This is a genomic window from Gulosibacter sp. 10, assembly GCF_900163695.1.
Lineage (GTDB): Bacteria > Actinomycetota > Actinomycetes > Actinomycetales > Microbacteriaceae > Gulosibacter.
The window spans coordinates 114409-129173 of sequence record NZ_FUIC01000012.1 but is presented as its reverse complement, the minus strand read 5'-3'; the positions used below and the strand labels follow the sequence as shown (position 1 = coordinate 129173).

Genomic DNA, 14765 nt, shown 5'->3' with positions numbered 1-14765 from the left:
GTCTAGCCCCGGTGCGGGTAGCCTGAAAGGCGTGACTACGAGAGCAGTGCGCGCGGCGGCGATCGCCGCGCTGGCGGGCCTGGGCCTCGCCGGATGCGCGATGCAGGAGACCTCCCCCGAGCCCGTCTCGGTCTTCTCGCTGAGCCGCGGCGACTGCTTCTCGACGGATGCGGAGCACACCGCCGCCTTCGTCACCCCCTGCAGCGAGCCCCACCTCTTCGAGGTGACGGACGTGCATCCCGTCGAGGGGGACGCCTTCCCCGGCGACGAGGCGCTCCAGGCCCTCACTGACGAGCTGTGCCCCGCGGCCTTCGCCGACTACACGGGCGGGGCCCCCGCGGCCTCCGACTCGTGGGCGGCGATGGGCTTCGCCCCCGGCGAGGCGGGCTGGGACGAGCAGGACGATCGCGAGATCGTCTGCGTCGTGACGCCGGGCGACGGCGCCGAGACCTCGGACAGCGCGCAGGGAGTACCGTCTGACTATCCAACACCCGAAGGGACACCATGACGCAGCCCAACAACGACCGCTTCCAGACCACCCACGTCGGATCGCTGCCCCGCACGAGGCGACTGCTCGAGACCAACCGGCGCCACCAGGAGGGCGAGCTCGGCTGGGACGAGTTCACCTCGGTGCTGCACGAGGAGGTCGTCGGCGTCGTGCGCCGGCAGGACGAGCTCGGCATCGACGTGCTCAACGACGGCGAGTACGGCCACATCATGACCCAGTCCGTCGACTACGGCGGGTGGTGGAACTACTCGTTCACGCGCCTCTCCGGGCTCACCCCCGGCAATGCCGACCGCTGGCAGGAGGCGGACGAGGAGGTCGTCCTCTCCGAGCCCGGCCGGATCCGGCTCGCCTCCTTCTCGCACCGACGCGACCGCACCCGCTTCAAGGACGCCTACCACGACCCCGAGAACGGCGTGCTCGCAGGCCGCAAGCCGCTGAACCAGCCCTCGATCACCGGCAAGATCGAGTACATCGGCGAGGACGCCGTGGCCGCCGACGTGGCCGGGCTCCGCCGCGCGCTCGACGAGCTCGAATCGCCCGCCGAGGGCTTCGTGGCCGCGCTCTCCCCCGGCTCGGCGGCCCGCCTGCCGAACGAGTTCTACGCGAACGACGAAGAGGTCGTGTGGGCCTGCGCCGAGGCGCTCAAGCACGAGTACAAGGCCATCGTCGACGCCGGCTTCACCGTGCAGATCGACGACCCCTCGATCGCCGAGTCCTGGGACCAGGTGGTGCCCGAGCCCACCGTCGAGGACTACCTCGCCTTCACGCAGGTGCGCATCGACGCCCTCAACCACGCCCTCGATGGCCTGCCCGAGGACAAGGTCCGCTTCCACCTGTGCTGGGGCTCCTGGCACGGGCCGCACACCACCGACATCGAGTTCCGGCACCTCGTGAAGCAGATGCTCGAGGTCCGCGCCGGCTCCTACTCGTTCGAGGCCGCGAACGTGCGCCACGCGCACGAGTGGAAGGTGTGGCGCGACGTCGAGCTGCCCGAGGGCAAGCTCATCGTCCCCGGCCTCGTCTCGCACTCGACCAACGTCGTCGAGCACCCCGAGCTCGTGGCCGACCGCCTCGAGCAGTTCGCCTCGGTGGTCGGGCGCGAGCACGTCATCGCCTCGACCGACTGCGGCCTCGGCGGCCGGGTGCACCCCGACATCGCGTGGGCGAAGCTCGATTCGCTCGCCGAGGGCGCGCGCCTCGCCTCGGAACGGCTCTTCTAGGCGCCGTGGGGCCGCAGCGATGATCGGGGCGCCGATCCCCGGAAGCCGCATCGCATGACGACGTCGACCGGCTTCGAGCACGCCGCGCACGCCCTGCGGATGAGGGGGAGCATCTCCCTGCCCGGCACCTCCGACGGCCAGGCGGGTGCGCTCAAGGCCCTCTACTCGGTGCTCATCGGGCTGCTGCTGCTCCTCGTCGTCGGCGGGCTCGTCGTCGCCGTGATCGCCGCCGCGTCGGGGGTCCGGTTCACCGGCGCCACCGTCTTCGGGATCCTCATGGTCGAGGCCGTGCTCGTCGGCCTCGCGGCGCGGATGATCGCGAACCGGCGTCGGCAGCGCCGATTCCTGGAGGCCGAGAGGCTGCCGGTCGTCATCGACGCCCGCGGCCTCGGCCTCCGGGGCGTCGGGCCGATCCCCTGGCAGGACTTCCTGCCCGCGCGGCACGAATGGGTGCGCGCGAAGAGCAGCGGGAGCTATCAGCGTCGGGCGCTCATGCCGCTCAGCGAATCGGGGCTGGTCGGCGTGAACGAGCGGCTGCCCGCCGAGCTCCGGCACCGGGTCGGGCCCTCCGGCACGATCCGGGACCGCCGCTGCCGCTGGATCCAGCTGCCCGGCGTCGAGGGGATGCACGAGCGCGAGGTGATGGCGCTCATCAACCTCGCCCATGCGATGTTCCTCGGCTACCCGGGCGGGGCTCCCGGCGGCGGGCTCCCCGCCCGGTGATCCGAGTCGGGGCCGAGGGGCCGTCGAGGATCGCCCGAGCGGGCACGGCGCCGGGCGACGGGGCACGGACCGGCACTGCTCGCCGAGGCACGACCGGGCGCTGCCCGTCGGCGCACGAAAAAGGCCCGCCTTCCGCACGGCAGTGCGGAAGGCGGGCCTTCGATTCGTGGAGATGGGGGGAATTGAACCCCCGTCCATCGCCGAGATTCTGCGGTTTCTCCGGGTGCAGTCTGCCGTGCGTGCTACTCGGCTCCGGTCATGGGGGCAGACACCTTGACCGACACGAGCCCAGTCACAGTAGAAGTCCTGCGCAGCCCTGTGACGCGGCTACGCAGCAAGCGTTCTCAATGACGCCAGGAACCAGACCGAACGCGAATCTGGGCTGACGGACTCGGGCTCGCTACTTAGGCAGCGAGGGCGAAGTCAGTGCGCTTGTTATTGGCACTTATCGGTTGCGAGGGGCGTTTACGAGATAACCCCGCGTCCTCGACCCGCTTCACGCAGTTTCACGAACGATGTCGAAACCGATCATCCCCGTGACTCTGCAGCATGACACTGTGGAGTTGTCCCCCGCCTGACCAGGGCCGGGCGGGTTCCTCAGAGTAAACCCTGAGATCAGCCAGTATATTCCACTCCCCGGCGTTTGTCCCCCTACGACCTGAGATTGATTCGCCGTTCGGCGAGCATCGAGGCGGCGGCGCGGCATATCCTTATCGGTATGAGTTGGAATGATGGTACCCAGGGGCCGGACCGCGAGAAGCCCGGCGACGAGTCGCAGTCGACGCCGAACCGGTCCGCCGACGGCTGGGACGGCGCCGAGTCGTCCGATGCCCAGGGCGGCCGCCCCGAGGCGTCCGACGCGCACGGCGAGCCGCGCGATACCGACCAGGGGAACGGCTTCGGCTCGTTCAGCAGCGCTCCCTTCGAGCAGCAGCAGTCGCCGTTCGCGTCCCCCTTCGCGCCGGAGTCCCGGGGATTCGGCGCACCGCCGCCCCCGCCCGCCGGGGCCGAGGAGCCCGCCGCAGCGGACGACGCGGGCCGCGAGCCGGCATCGGACGCCGCGGGCTCCGGCTGGGGCGGGCAGGCGGGTCGCGCCGACGGCCCGGATGGATTCCAGCCCGCGACCGAGCCGTTCAGCCCGCCCACGGAGCCGTTCTCCCCGACGCCCGAGCAGGCCGCTCCGGGTCATGACACGACACCCTTCTCGCCGGCGCCCTCGCCGCGGGACGAGGCTCCGGAGCCGGCGGACGCGCAGCCGACCGAGGCCTTCGACCGGTCCTCCGCACCGGACACCGCCCCGTTCTCCCCCGCGCCCTCGGACCGCGCCGAGGACCAGGCCGCCGATGCCTTCGGACAGGCGTCCGCGCACGACACGGTGCCGTTCTCCCCCGTGCCATCGGGCCGCACCGACGACCAGCCCACCGAGGCCTTCGACCGCGGCGGCTTCGATCAGGGCGGCTTCGATCAGCCCACCCGCGCATTCGACGCGCAGCAGGGCTTCGGTCAGGACTTCGCCTCGGACCGGGACGCGGCCGCCCAGCAGGACGCGCAGCCCACCGAGGCCTATCGGTCGCAGGACTGGAACGACCAGTCGACGGGCGCCGGTGACGCCGCCCCCTGGGCCGCCTCGGCCGCTCCCTGGGAGGACGGCCGACAGGCGCAGGACGCCCCGCAGGTCTTCGGCGCACCGCCCGCCGCGCTCCCCGGCGACCAGCACGTGCCCTTCAGCGGGTTCTCGGGCGGACCGGACCTCGGCGGTCCGGGCGGCCCCGGCGGCCCGACCGGACCCGGTGCGGGCGGTCCCGGCGGCACCGGCCCGAACGACGGCGCGCCCAAGCGCAAGAAGAAGTGGTTCAAGCGCAAGGCCATCATGATCCCCGCCATCGTGGGCGTCGTGCTCATCGCCGGCGCGGCCATCGCGACCCCGCTCATCATCCACAACAACAACGTCAACCGCGGCGACGAGCTCGCCGCGGCCTTCCAGAGCGACCTCGAGTCCTATCAGGGCACCTGGAACGAGGAGAGCCTGGCGGCCGTCTCGGCCGTCGACATCTCGACGCCGATCAGCGCCTCCGCACGGGTGTTCTTCGATCTCAACTCCGAGAACCGCACCGCCCTCGACGACGCATGCGCCGCGATCCCCACCGCGCAGGAGAAGCGCGAGGAGCTCGCGAACGCCGACGTCCCCTCGCTGCCGGAGGACGAGGGCGCGACCGCCTCCGAGGCCTACGTGCAGGCGCAGGCCGACGCGGAGAAGCTCAACGAGCAGCGCACGCAGGCCGACGCCTTCCTGAGCACGAGCGAGAGCTCCCTCGCCACCCTCGGCGAGTTCTGCGGCAACTACGCCGCCTACGCCGACCTCTACGACGAGCTCGAGTCGAACATCGACGGCGTGCTCGCCGACGCGAACGTCGTCGAGGAGGGCGGCCGCATCGAGATCGAGGAGGCGAACGTCTACTACGAGTGCAACGCGAGCGGCGGCTGCCCGAACCTCTACGACGACGACACCCGCGAGCAGTTCGCGGCCGCCATGGAGACGACGTACGTGAACTACTACTCGGAGCTCTCCACCCTCTACTCCGACCAGTGCTTCCTCACGGACTTCCAGGCGGTCTGCGACGTCGCCGCCACCGAATACCAGTCCGTGTCGGACGCCTGGGCCGAGGTGGTCGACCACCTGCGCACCACCGAGCCCACCACCGAGGTCGACCAGCCGCTCTACCCCGAGCTCGACGGCCTCGGCCAGGCCACGAGCGACGCGGAGGTCTCGGCCGAGAACGCCATCCTCACGGAGTGGCAGAACATCGAGCCGAGCGCGTACTCGATGACCACCACGGGCACCTCGCTCGGCACCTACTTCGACCAGAAGGTGCAGGCGATCCGGGACGCGGCCACGGCGGTGCTCGAAGGCTGACGCGCGTCGCCGTTCACGGGGGCGGGGGCGGCTCCACAGGAGCCGTCCCCGCCCCCGTTTCCGCGCTCCCGGCATCGGCCCGAACCGTGCGGCGCCCCGCCCGCCTCGCGAATTCGCACGGCACCCGGTAGATTCTGTGAACTGACTGAGAAGTTGCACCCTGTCCGAATGCGATCGAACGAGAACCCATGACCAAACCCGCACCGACCCCGGCGAAGCCCTCGGGCGAGGACCGCTCAGCCCGCCTCGCCGTCACCGTCTTCCCCATCATCGTCATCGCCGCCTTCCTGCTGGGCTTCCTGCTGCCCGACCAGATGCAGGCGCTCGGCCCGTACGTGAACCTCGCCCTCGGCATCATCATGTTCGGCATGGGCCTCACGCTGACGCTGCCGGACTTCGCGCTCGTCGTGAAGCGCCCGCTGCCGGTGCTGCTCGGCGTGATCGCGCAGTACGCCATCATGCCCGGCCTGGCCGTCGCGCTCGTCTGGGCCTTCCAGCTCCCGTCCGAGCTCGCGATCGGCGTCATCCTCGTCGGCTGCGCGCCCGGCGGCACCTCCTCGAACGTCATCACCTACCTCGCGAAGGGCGACGTCGCCCTCTCGATCACGATGACCTCGGTCTCGACCCTCCTCGCGCCGATCTTCACGCCCGTGCTCACGCTGTGGCTCGCGGGAGCGCTGCTCCCCGTGGACGCCGGGGCGATGGCCCTGTCGATCGTCCAGCTCGTGCTCATCCCCATCATCGGCGGCCTGCTCGTCCGCTGGCTCCTGCGCAGGTGGATCGGCGCGATCCTGCCCGCCATGCCCTGGGTCAGCGTGCTCGGCATCGCCTTCGTCGTGGTCGCGGTCGTCGCCGGCTCCGCCGACACGATCCTCGTCGCCGGCGCCCTGGTCTTCGTCGTGGTGATCCTCCACAACGGCCTCGGCTACCTGCTCGGCTACTTCGCCTCGCGCATCTTCAAGTACCCCGAGAGCGTCGCACGCACCACGGCCGTCGAGGTCGGCATGCAGAACTCCGGCCTCGCCGCCACGCTCGCCAGCACGCACTTCAACCCCGCGGCCGCGCTGCCCGCCGCCGTGTTCAGCGTGTGGCACAACATCTCGGGCGGCCTGCTCGCGCTGTTCTTCCGCGCCCGCACCGCGCGCCAGGAGCGCGCCGAAGCGCAGCAGGCGCAGCAGGCGGAGGCCTGATCACCGCGCCGAACGCGTCGACGCCCCGATCGGAATCGATTCCGATCGGGGCGTCCCCGTCTCCGCCGGATCGTCCGCCGGCGATCGGCTCAGTTCAGACGCTCGCCCGACTCCCCGTCGAAGAGGTGCAGGTGCTCGGGGTTCGGCGCCAGCGTCACCGTCTCCCCCGCGCCCGGGTGCGCGCGGCCGTCCACGCGCGCCACGACGGCGACCGGATGCTCGCCGGTCGTGCGGCCGTAGAGGTAGCCGTCGGCGCCGAGCTCCTCCACGAGGTCGATGGCGATCTCGAGACCCGGCTCCCCCGCCGGCACGACCCGGAAGTCCTCGGGCCGGACGCCGAGCGTGACCGCGCCCGAGGCGTCGAGGCCCCGCTCGACCGGGACGATGAGGCCGCCCACGCGCACCCCCTCCGCCGTCGCGGTGCCGTCGAGCAGATTCATGGCAGGCGAGCCGATGAAACCCGCCACGAAGGCGTTCCTCGGGGTCTCGTAGAGCTCGCGGGGGGTGCCCACCTGCTGCAGCAGCCCGTCCTTGAGCACGACGATGCGGTCGCCCATCGTGAGCGCCTCGGTCTGGTCGTGCGTGACGTAGACGGTGGTCACGCCGAGGCGGCGCTGCAGCGACGCGATCTGCGTGCGGGTCTGCACGCGCAGCTTCGCATCGAGGTTCGAGAGCGGCTCGTCCATGAGGAAGACCTGGGGCTCGCGGACGATCGCGCGGCCCATCGCGACGCGCTGCCGCTGGCCGCCCGAGAGCGCCTTGGGCTTGCGCTCGAGCAGCGGCTCGAGGTCCAGCATGCGCGCGGCCTCGAGCACGCGCTCCGCCCGCTCCTGCTTGTCGACGCCGGCGATCTTCAGCGCGAAGCCCATGTTCTCCGCGACCGTCATGTGCGGGTAAAGCGCGTAGTTCTGGAAGACCATCGCGATGTCGCGGTCCTTCGGCGGCGCATCGGTCACGTCCTGGCCGTCGATGAGGATGCGGCCCGAATGGACCTCCTCGAGGCCCGCGAGCATCCGCAGGGTGGTCGATTTGCCGCAGCCCGAGGGGCCGACGAGGACGAGGAACTCGCCGTCCTCGATCTCGAGGTCGAGCCGATCCACCGACGGGCGATCGGCTCCCGGATAGACGCAGCTCACGGCGTCGAACGTCACTGTTGCCATGGTTTCCTCCACCGGCGGGTACGCGCCGGACGATCCGTTGTAGAGACGACGGCCCTCCGGCCGCCGGCGCCCGTCCTCGGGCGGCTTGGAGCCTAGCACGCGGGAGACCCCGGCCGGGCGGCGCGGCGGCTGGGAGACGGCGGCGGCAGGACGGCAGCCGCGCGCGGCGAGCGAGTAGCATCGAGGCATGCAGCGACCGACGATCTTCGTGCTCAACGGCCCCAATCTCAACACGCTCGGCACGCGCCGGCCCGAGATCTACGGGGCGGAGACGCTCGCGGACGTCGAGGCGCGCGTGCGCCGCCGCGCGGATGCGGCGGGGTTCGGGATCGAGTTCTTCCAGTCGAATCACGAGGGAGAGCTGGTCGAGAAGATCCAGCAGGCGCGGCGGGACGCGGTCGGCATCGTGATCAACCCCGCCGCCTACACTCACACCTCGGTGGCCATCCACGACGCCCTCGAATACGCCGAGACCCCGACCGTGGAGGTGCACATCTCGAACGTGCACGCGCGCGAGCCCTTCCGCCGCCACTCGTACGTCTCCCCACTCGCGAAGGCCGTGATCGCGGGCGCGGGGACGCTCGGCTACGAGTTCGCGATCGAGTGGCTCGCCGACCACCTCCGGCTGCAGCACACGGCGTAGCCGCGCGCCGTCACGGGACGGCTCAGCCGCCGCGACGCCGGTGCAGCAGCGCGATGACCGCCGCGGACACGACCGCGACGCCCAGCCCGAGCGCCCCGGATGCGATGACGAGCGCGCGCTCCTGCGCGAGGAGCCCCGGCGTGCCGAGGAGGTTGCCGAGGGCCGCCCCGCTCGAGAAGAGCGCGCCGACCACCGCCCAGGCCTGGCCCTGGAGCTCCTCGGGAACGGTGTCGTAGACGAGGTTCCGGACGCCGATGTTGTGCACCGAGTTCGCGACGCCGCCGACGAGGAATGCGAGGAGGATCGGCACCGCGATCGGCACGAGCCCCTCGAAGAGCAGCGCCGCCGAGATCCCGATCGCGCCGAGCAGCACGCTCGCGCCGGGGCCCAGCCGGAACCCCGGCAGGAGGGTCATCGAGGAGCCCGCGAGGCTGCCGACTGCCCAGGCCGCGAGGATGAGGCCGTATCCCACCGCGCCGCCCGCGACATCCTGCAGGTAGAAGACCCCTGCGACGCCCTCCATGGAGGTGGCGACGACGATCGCGCCCATGACCGGCACGAACCCCGCGAAGGAGCGCATGTGCCCGAGCGATCGCGTGCCGAGCCAGATCTCGTGCCACGAGGAGCGCTGCACCGCGGCCCTGCCCGTGCCGGGGACGAGGAGACCGACCGACACCGCGCAGAGCACGAAGAGCGCGCCGCACACGACCAGCGCGGCCCGGATGCCGATTCCCGACATCAGCGCTGCCACGGGCGGCGCGACGATGCCGGCGACGGCCGCGAGGGTCACCACGAGCGAGGCCGCCCTGCGCTCGGTCAACCCGGGGGCGGCGGGCAGCAGCTTGAACTGCGTGGCGCTCACCGCGACCGCGCAGGTGGCCTGCACCCCGGCCAGCGCGACGGAGGCGGCGGGAGCGTCGACGAGGGCCAGGCCGATGGTCGAGGCCCCGGAGACGCCGAAGCCGCCGGCCCATGCGAGGCGCCCGGGGATGCGGTCGACCACCCAGCCGAGCGCCGGCGCGAGCAGGACGGGCGGCAGCAGGTTCGCGAGCACGATGCCGGTGACCCACCAGGAGGCCTCCTGCGCCGAGCTCGACAGCAGGAGCAGCAGCAGGATCGCGCCGTCGACGAAGGCCCCGATCGCGACCAGCGCGAGCAGGGCGAGCGTGCGGGGCGGCATCGACCGCCGGAAGGCGTGCATCCTCGCCACGCTATCGGCCCGCGAGGCGAGGAGACGAATCCGCCCACGCCGCTGCGCCTGCGCGCGCCGCGCCCTCCCCGCACCGATACTGGTACGTCGTCCGCCTCCCCCGACCGCGAAGGATGCCGTGTCCCGCACCACCGATCGCCGCCTCCGCCTCCCCGCCAGGCGGGAGCTGCCCAAGACCCGCGCCGGATGGATCCTGCTCGTGCTCCTCGTCGTCCTCGCGCTCGTCTTCTACCTCGTCCAGGACGCAGGGCTGCTCGACGGGGAGCAGCGGACCGCGGCCCCCGATTCCCAGCTCGACCCGCTGCTCGAGACGGGGCTCGCCGTCGAGGTAGAGGGCGGCATCGCGATCGACGGCCAGGCGGTGGCCGCCGAGGCCGGCGCCCTGCGGATCACCGATCGCGGCCGGATCGGCTACGACCGCGACGAGTTCCCGCACTGGACGGATCCCGACGGCAACGGCTGCGACACGCGCAACGACATCCTCGCCCGGGATCTCGACGAGATCATCTGGGCCGAGGACGGCTGCCGCGTGATGACCGGCACCCTCGTGGATCCGTACACCGGCGAGACGATCGAGTTCGTCCGCGGACCGGAGACCTCGCCGCAGGTGCAGATCGACCACGTCATCCCGCTCTCGGCGGCGTGGCAGGGCGGCGCCGACTCGTGGACGACGTCGGAGCGGGAGCAGTTCGCGAACGACCCCGTGAACCTCGAGGCCGTCTCGGGCCCCGAGAACCAGGCCAAGGGCGACCGGCTGCCGGGAGAATGGCTGCCCGCCGACGCCGGCTACCACTGCGTCTACGTGGCGCGCATCACCTACCTCGCCGACCGCTACGACATCGCCGTCACCCTGCAGGATCGGGACGCGATGGTCGACATCGCCTCGGGCTGCCGGCTCCCCTCCTGATCGGCGGGACGGCCCGCCGGGGTCGCGCGGAGGCTACTCCCCCACGTACTTGCGGGCGGCCATCGCCCGATCGGCCTCCCGGCGGTCCTGCCGCTCGCGCAGCGCCTGGCGCTTGTCGTATTCGCGCTTGCCCTTCGCCACGCCGATCTCGAGCTTCGCCCGGCCGTCGAGGAAGTAGAGCCGCAGCGGCACGACGGTGTAGCCGCCCTCGCGGGTCTTCGCGGCGATGCGGCGGATCTGCTCCTTGTGGAGCAGCAGCTTGCGCTTGCGGCGCGGCAAATGGTTGTTCCAGGTGCCCTGGAAGTACTCGGGGATGTAGACGTTGTCGATCCACATCTCGCCGCGATCCACGTACGCGTAGCCGTCTACGAGCGAGGCGCGCCCCTCCCGGAGCGCCTTCACCTCGGTGCCGTGGAGGACCATGCCCGCCTCGTAGGTGTCCTCGATCGTGTAGTCGTGTCGGGCCCTCCGGTTGGTCGCGACGACCTTGAGCCCCTCTTCCTTGGCCATGGTGCCTCCCTCCTCACTGGTCCGCGCGGGCGCCTCGCCGCGTCCGAATTCGCATTGCAGCCTTCTAGGATAGCGCGTAGCGGCACCGGCCGCCGAGGGGCCGATGCCGCCGCGGGCGGACCTCGCCGCCTACACGCGCAGGTACCGCCGGATGGACACGCTCGACGAGAGCCCGGCCAGCAGGACGCCGAGCACGATGAGCACGCCTGAGGCGAGCAGCGCGTCGGGCCATACCGAGACGAGCTGGATGCCTGGCATCCTCGGCGCGAGGTAGCCCTGCACGAACCAGTGCGCGGCCCCGACGACCGCGCCCGAGGCGAGCACCGAGCCGATGAGCCCGGCGAGCAGCCCCTCGAGCACGAACGGCGCCTGGATGAAGCCGTTCGAGGCGCCCACGAGCCGCATGATGCGCAGCTCGCGGCGGCGCGAGAAGGCGGAGAGCCGGATGGTGGTGGCCACCAGGAGCACGGCGGCGACGAGCATGACGATCGCGACCGCGAAGGCCACGATGCTGCCGCCGTTGAGCACCGCGAAGATCGAGTCGAGGAACTGCCGCTGGTCGGTGACCGACTCGACGCCGGGCATGCCCGAGATCGTCTGGATCACGATGTCCGAGTCCTCGGGGTTCGCGAGCTTCACCCAGAACGCCTCGTTGAGCTGCTCCGGCTTCACGAAGGACACCATGGGATCGTCCTCGAACTGCTCGACGAAGCGCTCGTACGCCTGATCCTGCGACTCGAACTCGTAGTTGTCGATGTACGGCGACAGCGCGGGACCGCTCAGCTCGGCCTCGACGGCCTCCTTCTGGTCCTCCGTCGCGAGCCCTGCCGCGCAGTCGGGCGAGGTCGAGATGTCCGTGCAGAAGTCCACGGCCACCTGCGCCCGGTCGTACCAGTAGGTCTTCATCGACTGGATCTGCATCTGCAGCAGCAGCGCGGTGCCCACGAAGGTGAGCGACACGAAGGTCACGAGGATCACCGAGATGACCATGGAGGTGTTGCGACGCAGCCCCTGCCACATCTCGCCCATGATGAATCCGAACATCAGCGCCGCCCCCCTTCGCGGTGGAAGTCCTCGCCGTCGTCCTCATCCGCCTCGGGCAGCCGCGACGTCGGCACGTCCACCCCGGCGCCTCGCCTGGCGCTGCGGCGGTCGGGGGCCGCCACGCGCTCGGCCATGGCCGCCGCGATGGTCTTGGGCCCCGGCTCCTCGGCGACCTCCGGGGCTTCGGGCGCCTCGTACTTGACGACCTCGGGCGTGTAGACGCCCTTCGCCTCGTCGCGCACGATCGCCCCGTCGAGCAGCTCGATGACGCGCTGCCGCTCCTCATCGACGATCGAGACGTCGTGCGTGGCCATCAGCACGGCCGTGCCGTTCTTGTTGATCCGCCGCAGCACGCTCATGATCCCCCTCGAGGTGGAGGGGTCGAGGTTGCCGGTGGGCTCGTCGGCGAGCAGGATCGCGGGCTTGTTCACCACGGCGCGGGCGATCGCCACGCGCTGCTGCTCGCCGCCCGAGAGCTCGTTGGGGAGGCGGTCCTCCTTGCCGGAGAGGCCGACGGTGCTCAGCACGTCCTGCACCGCCTGCCGGATGTGGCCCCGCGAACGGCCGATCACCTTCTGGGCGTAGGCGACGTTCTCGTAGACCGTCTTGTTCGCGAGCAGCTGGAAATCCTGGAACACCATGCCGACGTTGCGGCGGTAGAACGGGACCTTGCGGTTCGAGATCTTCGCGAGATCCTGCCCGAGCACGTGGACCTTCCCCTTCGTGGGGTGATCCTCGAGGAGGATGTGCCGGAGCACCGTCGACTTGCCCGACCCCGAGGGCCCGACCAAGAACACGAACTCGCCGCGGAGGATCTCGAAGGTCACGCTGTCCAGCGCGGGGTCTTTCTGCCCGCGGAATACCTTGGAGACGTGGTCAAATCTGATCATGGCACGCTAACGCTACGTGCCGACCTCCGGAAAGCCGCCGCGACGCGCGGGGCCGGCCGCGCGTCGCGGCTGTGATTTCGGTGAGCGGATCCGGCGGCTATTCCTCGCGATCCGTGCCGCGTCGCTGCAGGTTGATCGTCACCGCGACGAGCCCGCCCCACACGGTCGCGAACGCCACGATCATCATGATGACTGCCTCGGGACTCATACCTCTCGCTCCTTCGCGTCGACGGTCTCGACCGGGGTCGTGCGGCCGTCGTCGGCCTGCACGAGCTCGCCGCTCATGATCTTGCGGTTCAGCTCATCGGCCTGCTCCTCGTCGAACACCGGCCGCACCCGGCTGCTCCACGGCAGCAGGCTCAGCAGGATGCCGCCGACGATCAGCAGCCCGGACATGCCCCAGCCGAACACCGCGACGAACTCCGGCGGGTAGCCGCCGTAGACCTCGCTCGTGTTCTTGACGATCTCGCTGACGAGCATCGCGGCGAGCGCGAGCGGCACCACCGCGGAGATGAACACCATCCAGATCCTGCGCGCCGGGAACGAGGAGAGCACCGTGAGGTGGCGCGAGAGCGCCGGGATGCGTCGCGCGATCCACGACACGGCGATCACCATCGCGAGCGCGCCCGCCAGGATGCCGAACTGGTTCACGAAGGCGTCGAACACGTCGAGGATGTACATGCCGGTCGTGGTCGGGAACAGCAGCAGCGAGATCGCCGCCATCGGGATCACGACGAGCAGCACGGCGGGGACGCGGCGCAGCCCGAGCTTGTCCCGCACGCCCGCGATGACCACCTCGATGATCGAGATGAGCGAGGTCAGCCCCGCGAAGAGCAGGGAGCCGAAGAACAGCACCCCGATCACCGCCCCGAACGGCGCCTCCGAGATGATCGTCGGGAAGGCCACGAAGGCGAGGCCGATGCCCGAGTCGACGACGTCGTTGACTCCCGTCCCCGCCGCGTTCGCCATGAACCCCAGCGCCGCGAACACGCCGACGCCGGCGAGGATCTCGAAGCTCGAGTTCGAGAAGGCGACGACGAGGCCCGAGCCGGTGAGGTCGGTCTTGCGGCGCAGGTACGAGGCGTATGTGATCATGATGCCGAAGCCCACCGAGAGCGAGAAGAAGATCTGCCCCACGGCCGCCGACCACACGCTCGGGTCGCCGAGTGCGCTCCAGTCGGGGGTGAACAGCGCGTCCAGGCCGCCCATGGCGCCGGGCAGGAACAGCGACTGCACCACCATGACGAGGAACATGATCACCAGCAGCGGCATGAAGATCAGGGTTCGCGCGGGTGATGCCCTTGCGCACCCCGAGCAGCATGATCACGAGCAGCGAGCCCCATACGAGCACCTGCGGCCAGAACACGCCGGGGACGAAGTCGAATCCGGCCCCGGCCTCGGGGGCGAGGTTGAGGAACTCGCCGAAGAAGAAGCCGTTGGCGTCGTCGCCCCAGCTCTTCGTGACGGAGAAGATCATGAACATCAGCGCCCAGGCCACGATCACGGCGTAGTAGATGCCGATGATGACGCAGACGAGCACCTGCCACCAGCCGAGCGACTCCATCCAGCGCATGATGCGCGCGAGCGAGAGGGGCGAGGAGCCGCCGTAGCGGTGGCCGATCGCGTAGTCGAGGAAGAGCAGTGGGATGCCGGCGCACAGCAGCGCGACGATGTACGGGATGATGAACGCCCCGCCGCCGTTCTCATAGGCGACGTACGGGAATCGCCAGATGTTGCCGAGGCCGACCGCCGATCCGATCGCCGCGAGAATGAAGGCATTCCGCGAGGCGAACGTCTCGGCGACCGGGGAGTGCTGCTTCGTTGCCGCCATTGGCTTCGCTCCTGG

At 70.7% G+C, this 14765-nt stretch carries 13 protein-coding genes, 1 other RNA gene and 1 pseudogene; 7 read left to right on the top strand and 8 right to left on the bottom strand.

The features are described from left to right. Window positions 1-31 precede the first annotated feature (31 nt). From FM112_RS05165 to FM112_RS05155, 3 genes are read left to right on the top strand one after another with little or no spacing between them, the layout of a single operon-like run. Window positions 32-508, top strand: a complete 477-nt coding sequence (locus tag FM112_RS05165; protein WP_140400577.1) for a septum formation family protein — start codon at window positions 32-34, stop codon at window positions 506-508. Further along, window positions 505-1728, top strand: coding sequence for a cobalamin-independent methionine synthase II family protein (locus FM112_RS05160; RefSeq protein WP_087004487.1), 1224 nt, complete (start codon window positions 505-507; stop codon window positions 1726-1728). The genes FM112_RS05165 and FM112_RS05160 overlap by 4 nt, the downstream gene beginning before the upstream one ends. Before the next feature lie 54 nt (window positions 1729-1782). Further along, entirely contained in the window at window positions 1783-2451 is a 669-nt protein-coding gene (locus FM112_RS05155) for a hypothetical protein (RefSeq protein WP_087004484.1), read from the top strand. A gap of 164 nt (window positions 2452-2615) precedes the next feature. On the opposite strand, the gene ssrA is transcribed toward FM112_RS05155, so the two are convergent. Continuing rightward, window positions 2616-2987: a transfer-messenger RNA gene (ssrA, locus tag FM112_RS05150) on the bottom strand. A gap of 182 nt (window positions 2988-3169) precedes the next feature. Between ssrA and FM112_RS05145 the strand changes: the two genes are divergently transcribed. Together FM112_RS05145 and FM112_RS05140 are read left to right on the top strand one after the other, a co-directional pair. After that, window positions 3170-5365 (top strand): hypothetical protein, encoded by a 2196-nt coding sequence (locus FM112_RS05145; protein ID WP_087004480.1) that lies wholly within the window; start codon window positions 3170-3172, stop codon window positions 5363-5365. A gap of 188 nt (window positions 5366-5553) precedes the next feature. Then, complete coding sequence (locus FM112_RS05140; RefSeq protein WP_087004477.1) at window positions 5554-6555, top strand: bile acid:sodium symporter family protein; 1002 nt, start codon at window positions 5554-5556, stop codon at window positions 6553-6555. A gap of 89 nt (window positions 6556-6644) precedes the next feature. Here FM112_RS05140 and FM112_RS05135 read toward each other — a convergent pair whose 3' ends face one another. Then, window positions 6645-7715, bottom strand: a complete 1071-nt coding sequence (locus tag FM112_RS05135) for an ABC transporter ATP-binding protein (RefSeq protein ID WP_087004474.1) — start codon at window positions 7713-7715, stop codon at window positions 6645-6647. A 187-nt stretch (window positions 7716-7902) separates the two neighbouring features. Here FM112_RS05135 and aroQ point away from each other — a divergent pair, with 187 nt between their 5' ends. Then, window positions 7903-8358, top strand: a complete 456-nt coding sequence (gene aroQ, locus FM112_RS05130) for a type II 3-dehydroquinate dehydratase (RefSeq protein ID WP_087004471.1) — start codon at window positions 7903-7905, stop codon at window positions 8356-8358. Between the two features lie 22 nt (window positions 8359-8380). Here the strand turns inward: aroQ and FM112_RS05125 are convergent, their stop codons facing one another. Further along, window positions 8381-9559 (bottom strand): MFS transporter, encoded by a 1179-nt coding sequence (locus tag FM112_RS05125; RefSeq protein WP_140400576.1) that lies wholly within the window; start codon window positions 9557-9559, stop codon window positions 8381-8383. Window positions 9560-9686: 127 nt separating this feature from the next. On the opposite strand from FM112_RS05125, the gene FM112_RS05120 reads away from it, so the two are divergent. Next, a complete protein-coding gene (locus FM112_RS05120; RefSeq protein ID WP_176386674.1) occupies window positions 9687-10475 on the top strand; it encodes an HNH endonuclease family protein in 789 nt (262 codons plus the stop codon). 33 nt (window positions 10476-10508) lie between these two features. Here the strand turns inward: FM112_RS05120 and smpB are convergent, their stop codons facing one another. The 5 genes and pseudogenes from smpB to FM112_RS05095 form a co-directional block, all read right to left on the bottom strand. Beyond that, complete coding sequence (smpB, locus tag FM112_RS05115; protein WP_087004466.1) at window positions 10509-10985, bottom strand: SsrA-binding protein SmpB; 477 nt, start codon at window positions 10983-10985, stop codon at window positions 10509-10511. A gap of 129 nt (window positions 10986-11114) precedes the next feature. Beyond that, window positions 11115-12032, bottom strand: a complete 918-nt coding sequence (gene ftsX / locus FM112_RS05110) for a permease-like cell division protein FtsX (protein ID WP_087004463.1) — start codon at window positions 12030-12032, stop codon at window positions 11115-11117. Beyond that, a complete protein-coding gene (ftsE, locus tag FM112_RS05105; protein WP_087004461.1) occupies window positions 12029-12919 on the bottom strand; it encodes a cell division ATP-binding protein FtsE in 891 nt (296 codons plus the stop codon). Before ftsE ends, ftsX begins: the two co-directional genes overlap by 4 nt. Window positions 12920-13016: 97 nt before the next feature. Next, window positions 13017-13127, bottom strand: a complete 111-nt coding sequence (locus FM112_RS05100; RefSeq protein ID WP_087004457.1) for a methionine/alanine import family NSS transporter small subunit — start codon at window positions 13125-13127, stop codon at window positions 13017-13019. Then, window positions 13124-14750 (bottom strand): annotated as a pseudogene (locus FM112_RS05095) (sodium-dependent transporter). Before FM112_RS05095 ends, FM112_RS05100 begins: the two are co-directional and overlap by 4 nt. Window positions 14751-14765 lie beyond the last annotated feature (15 nt).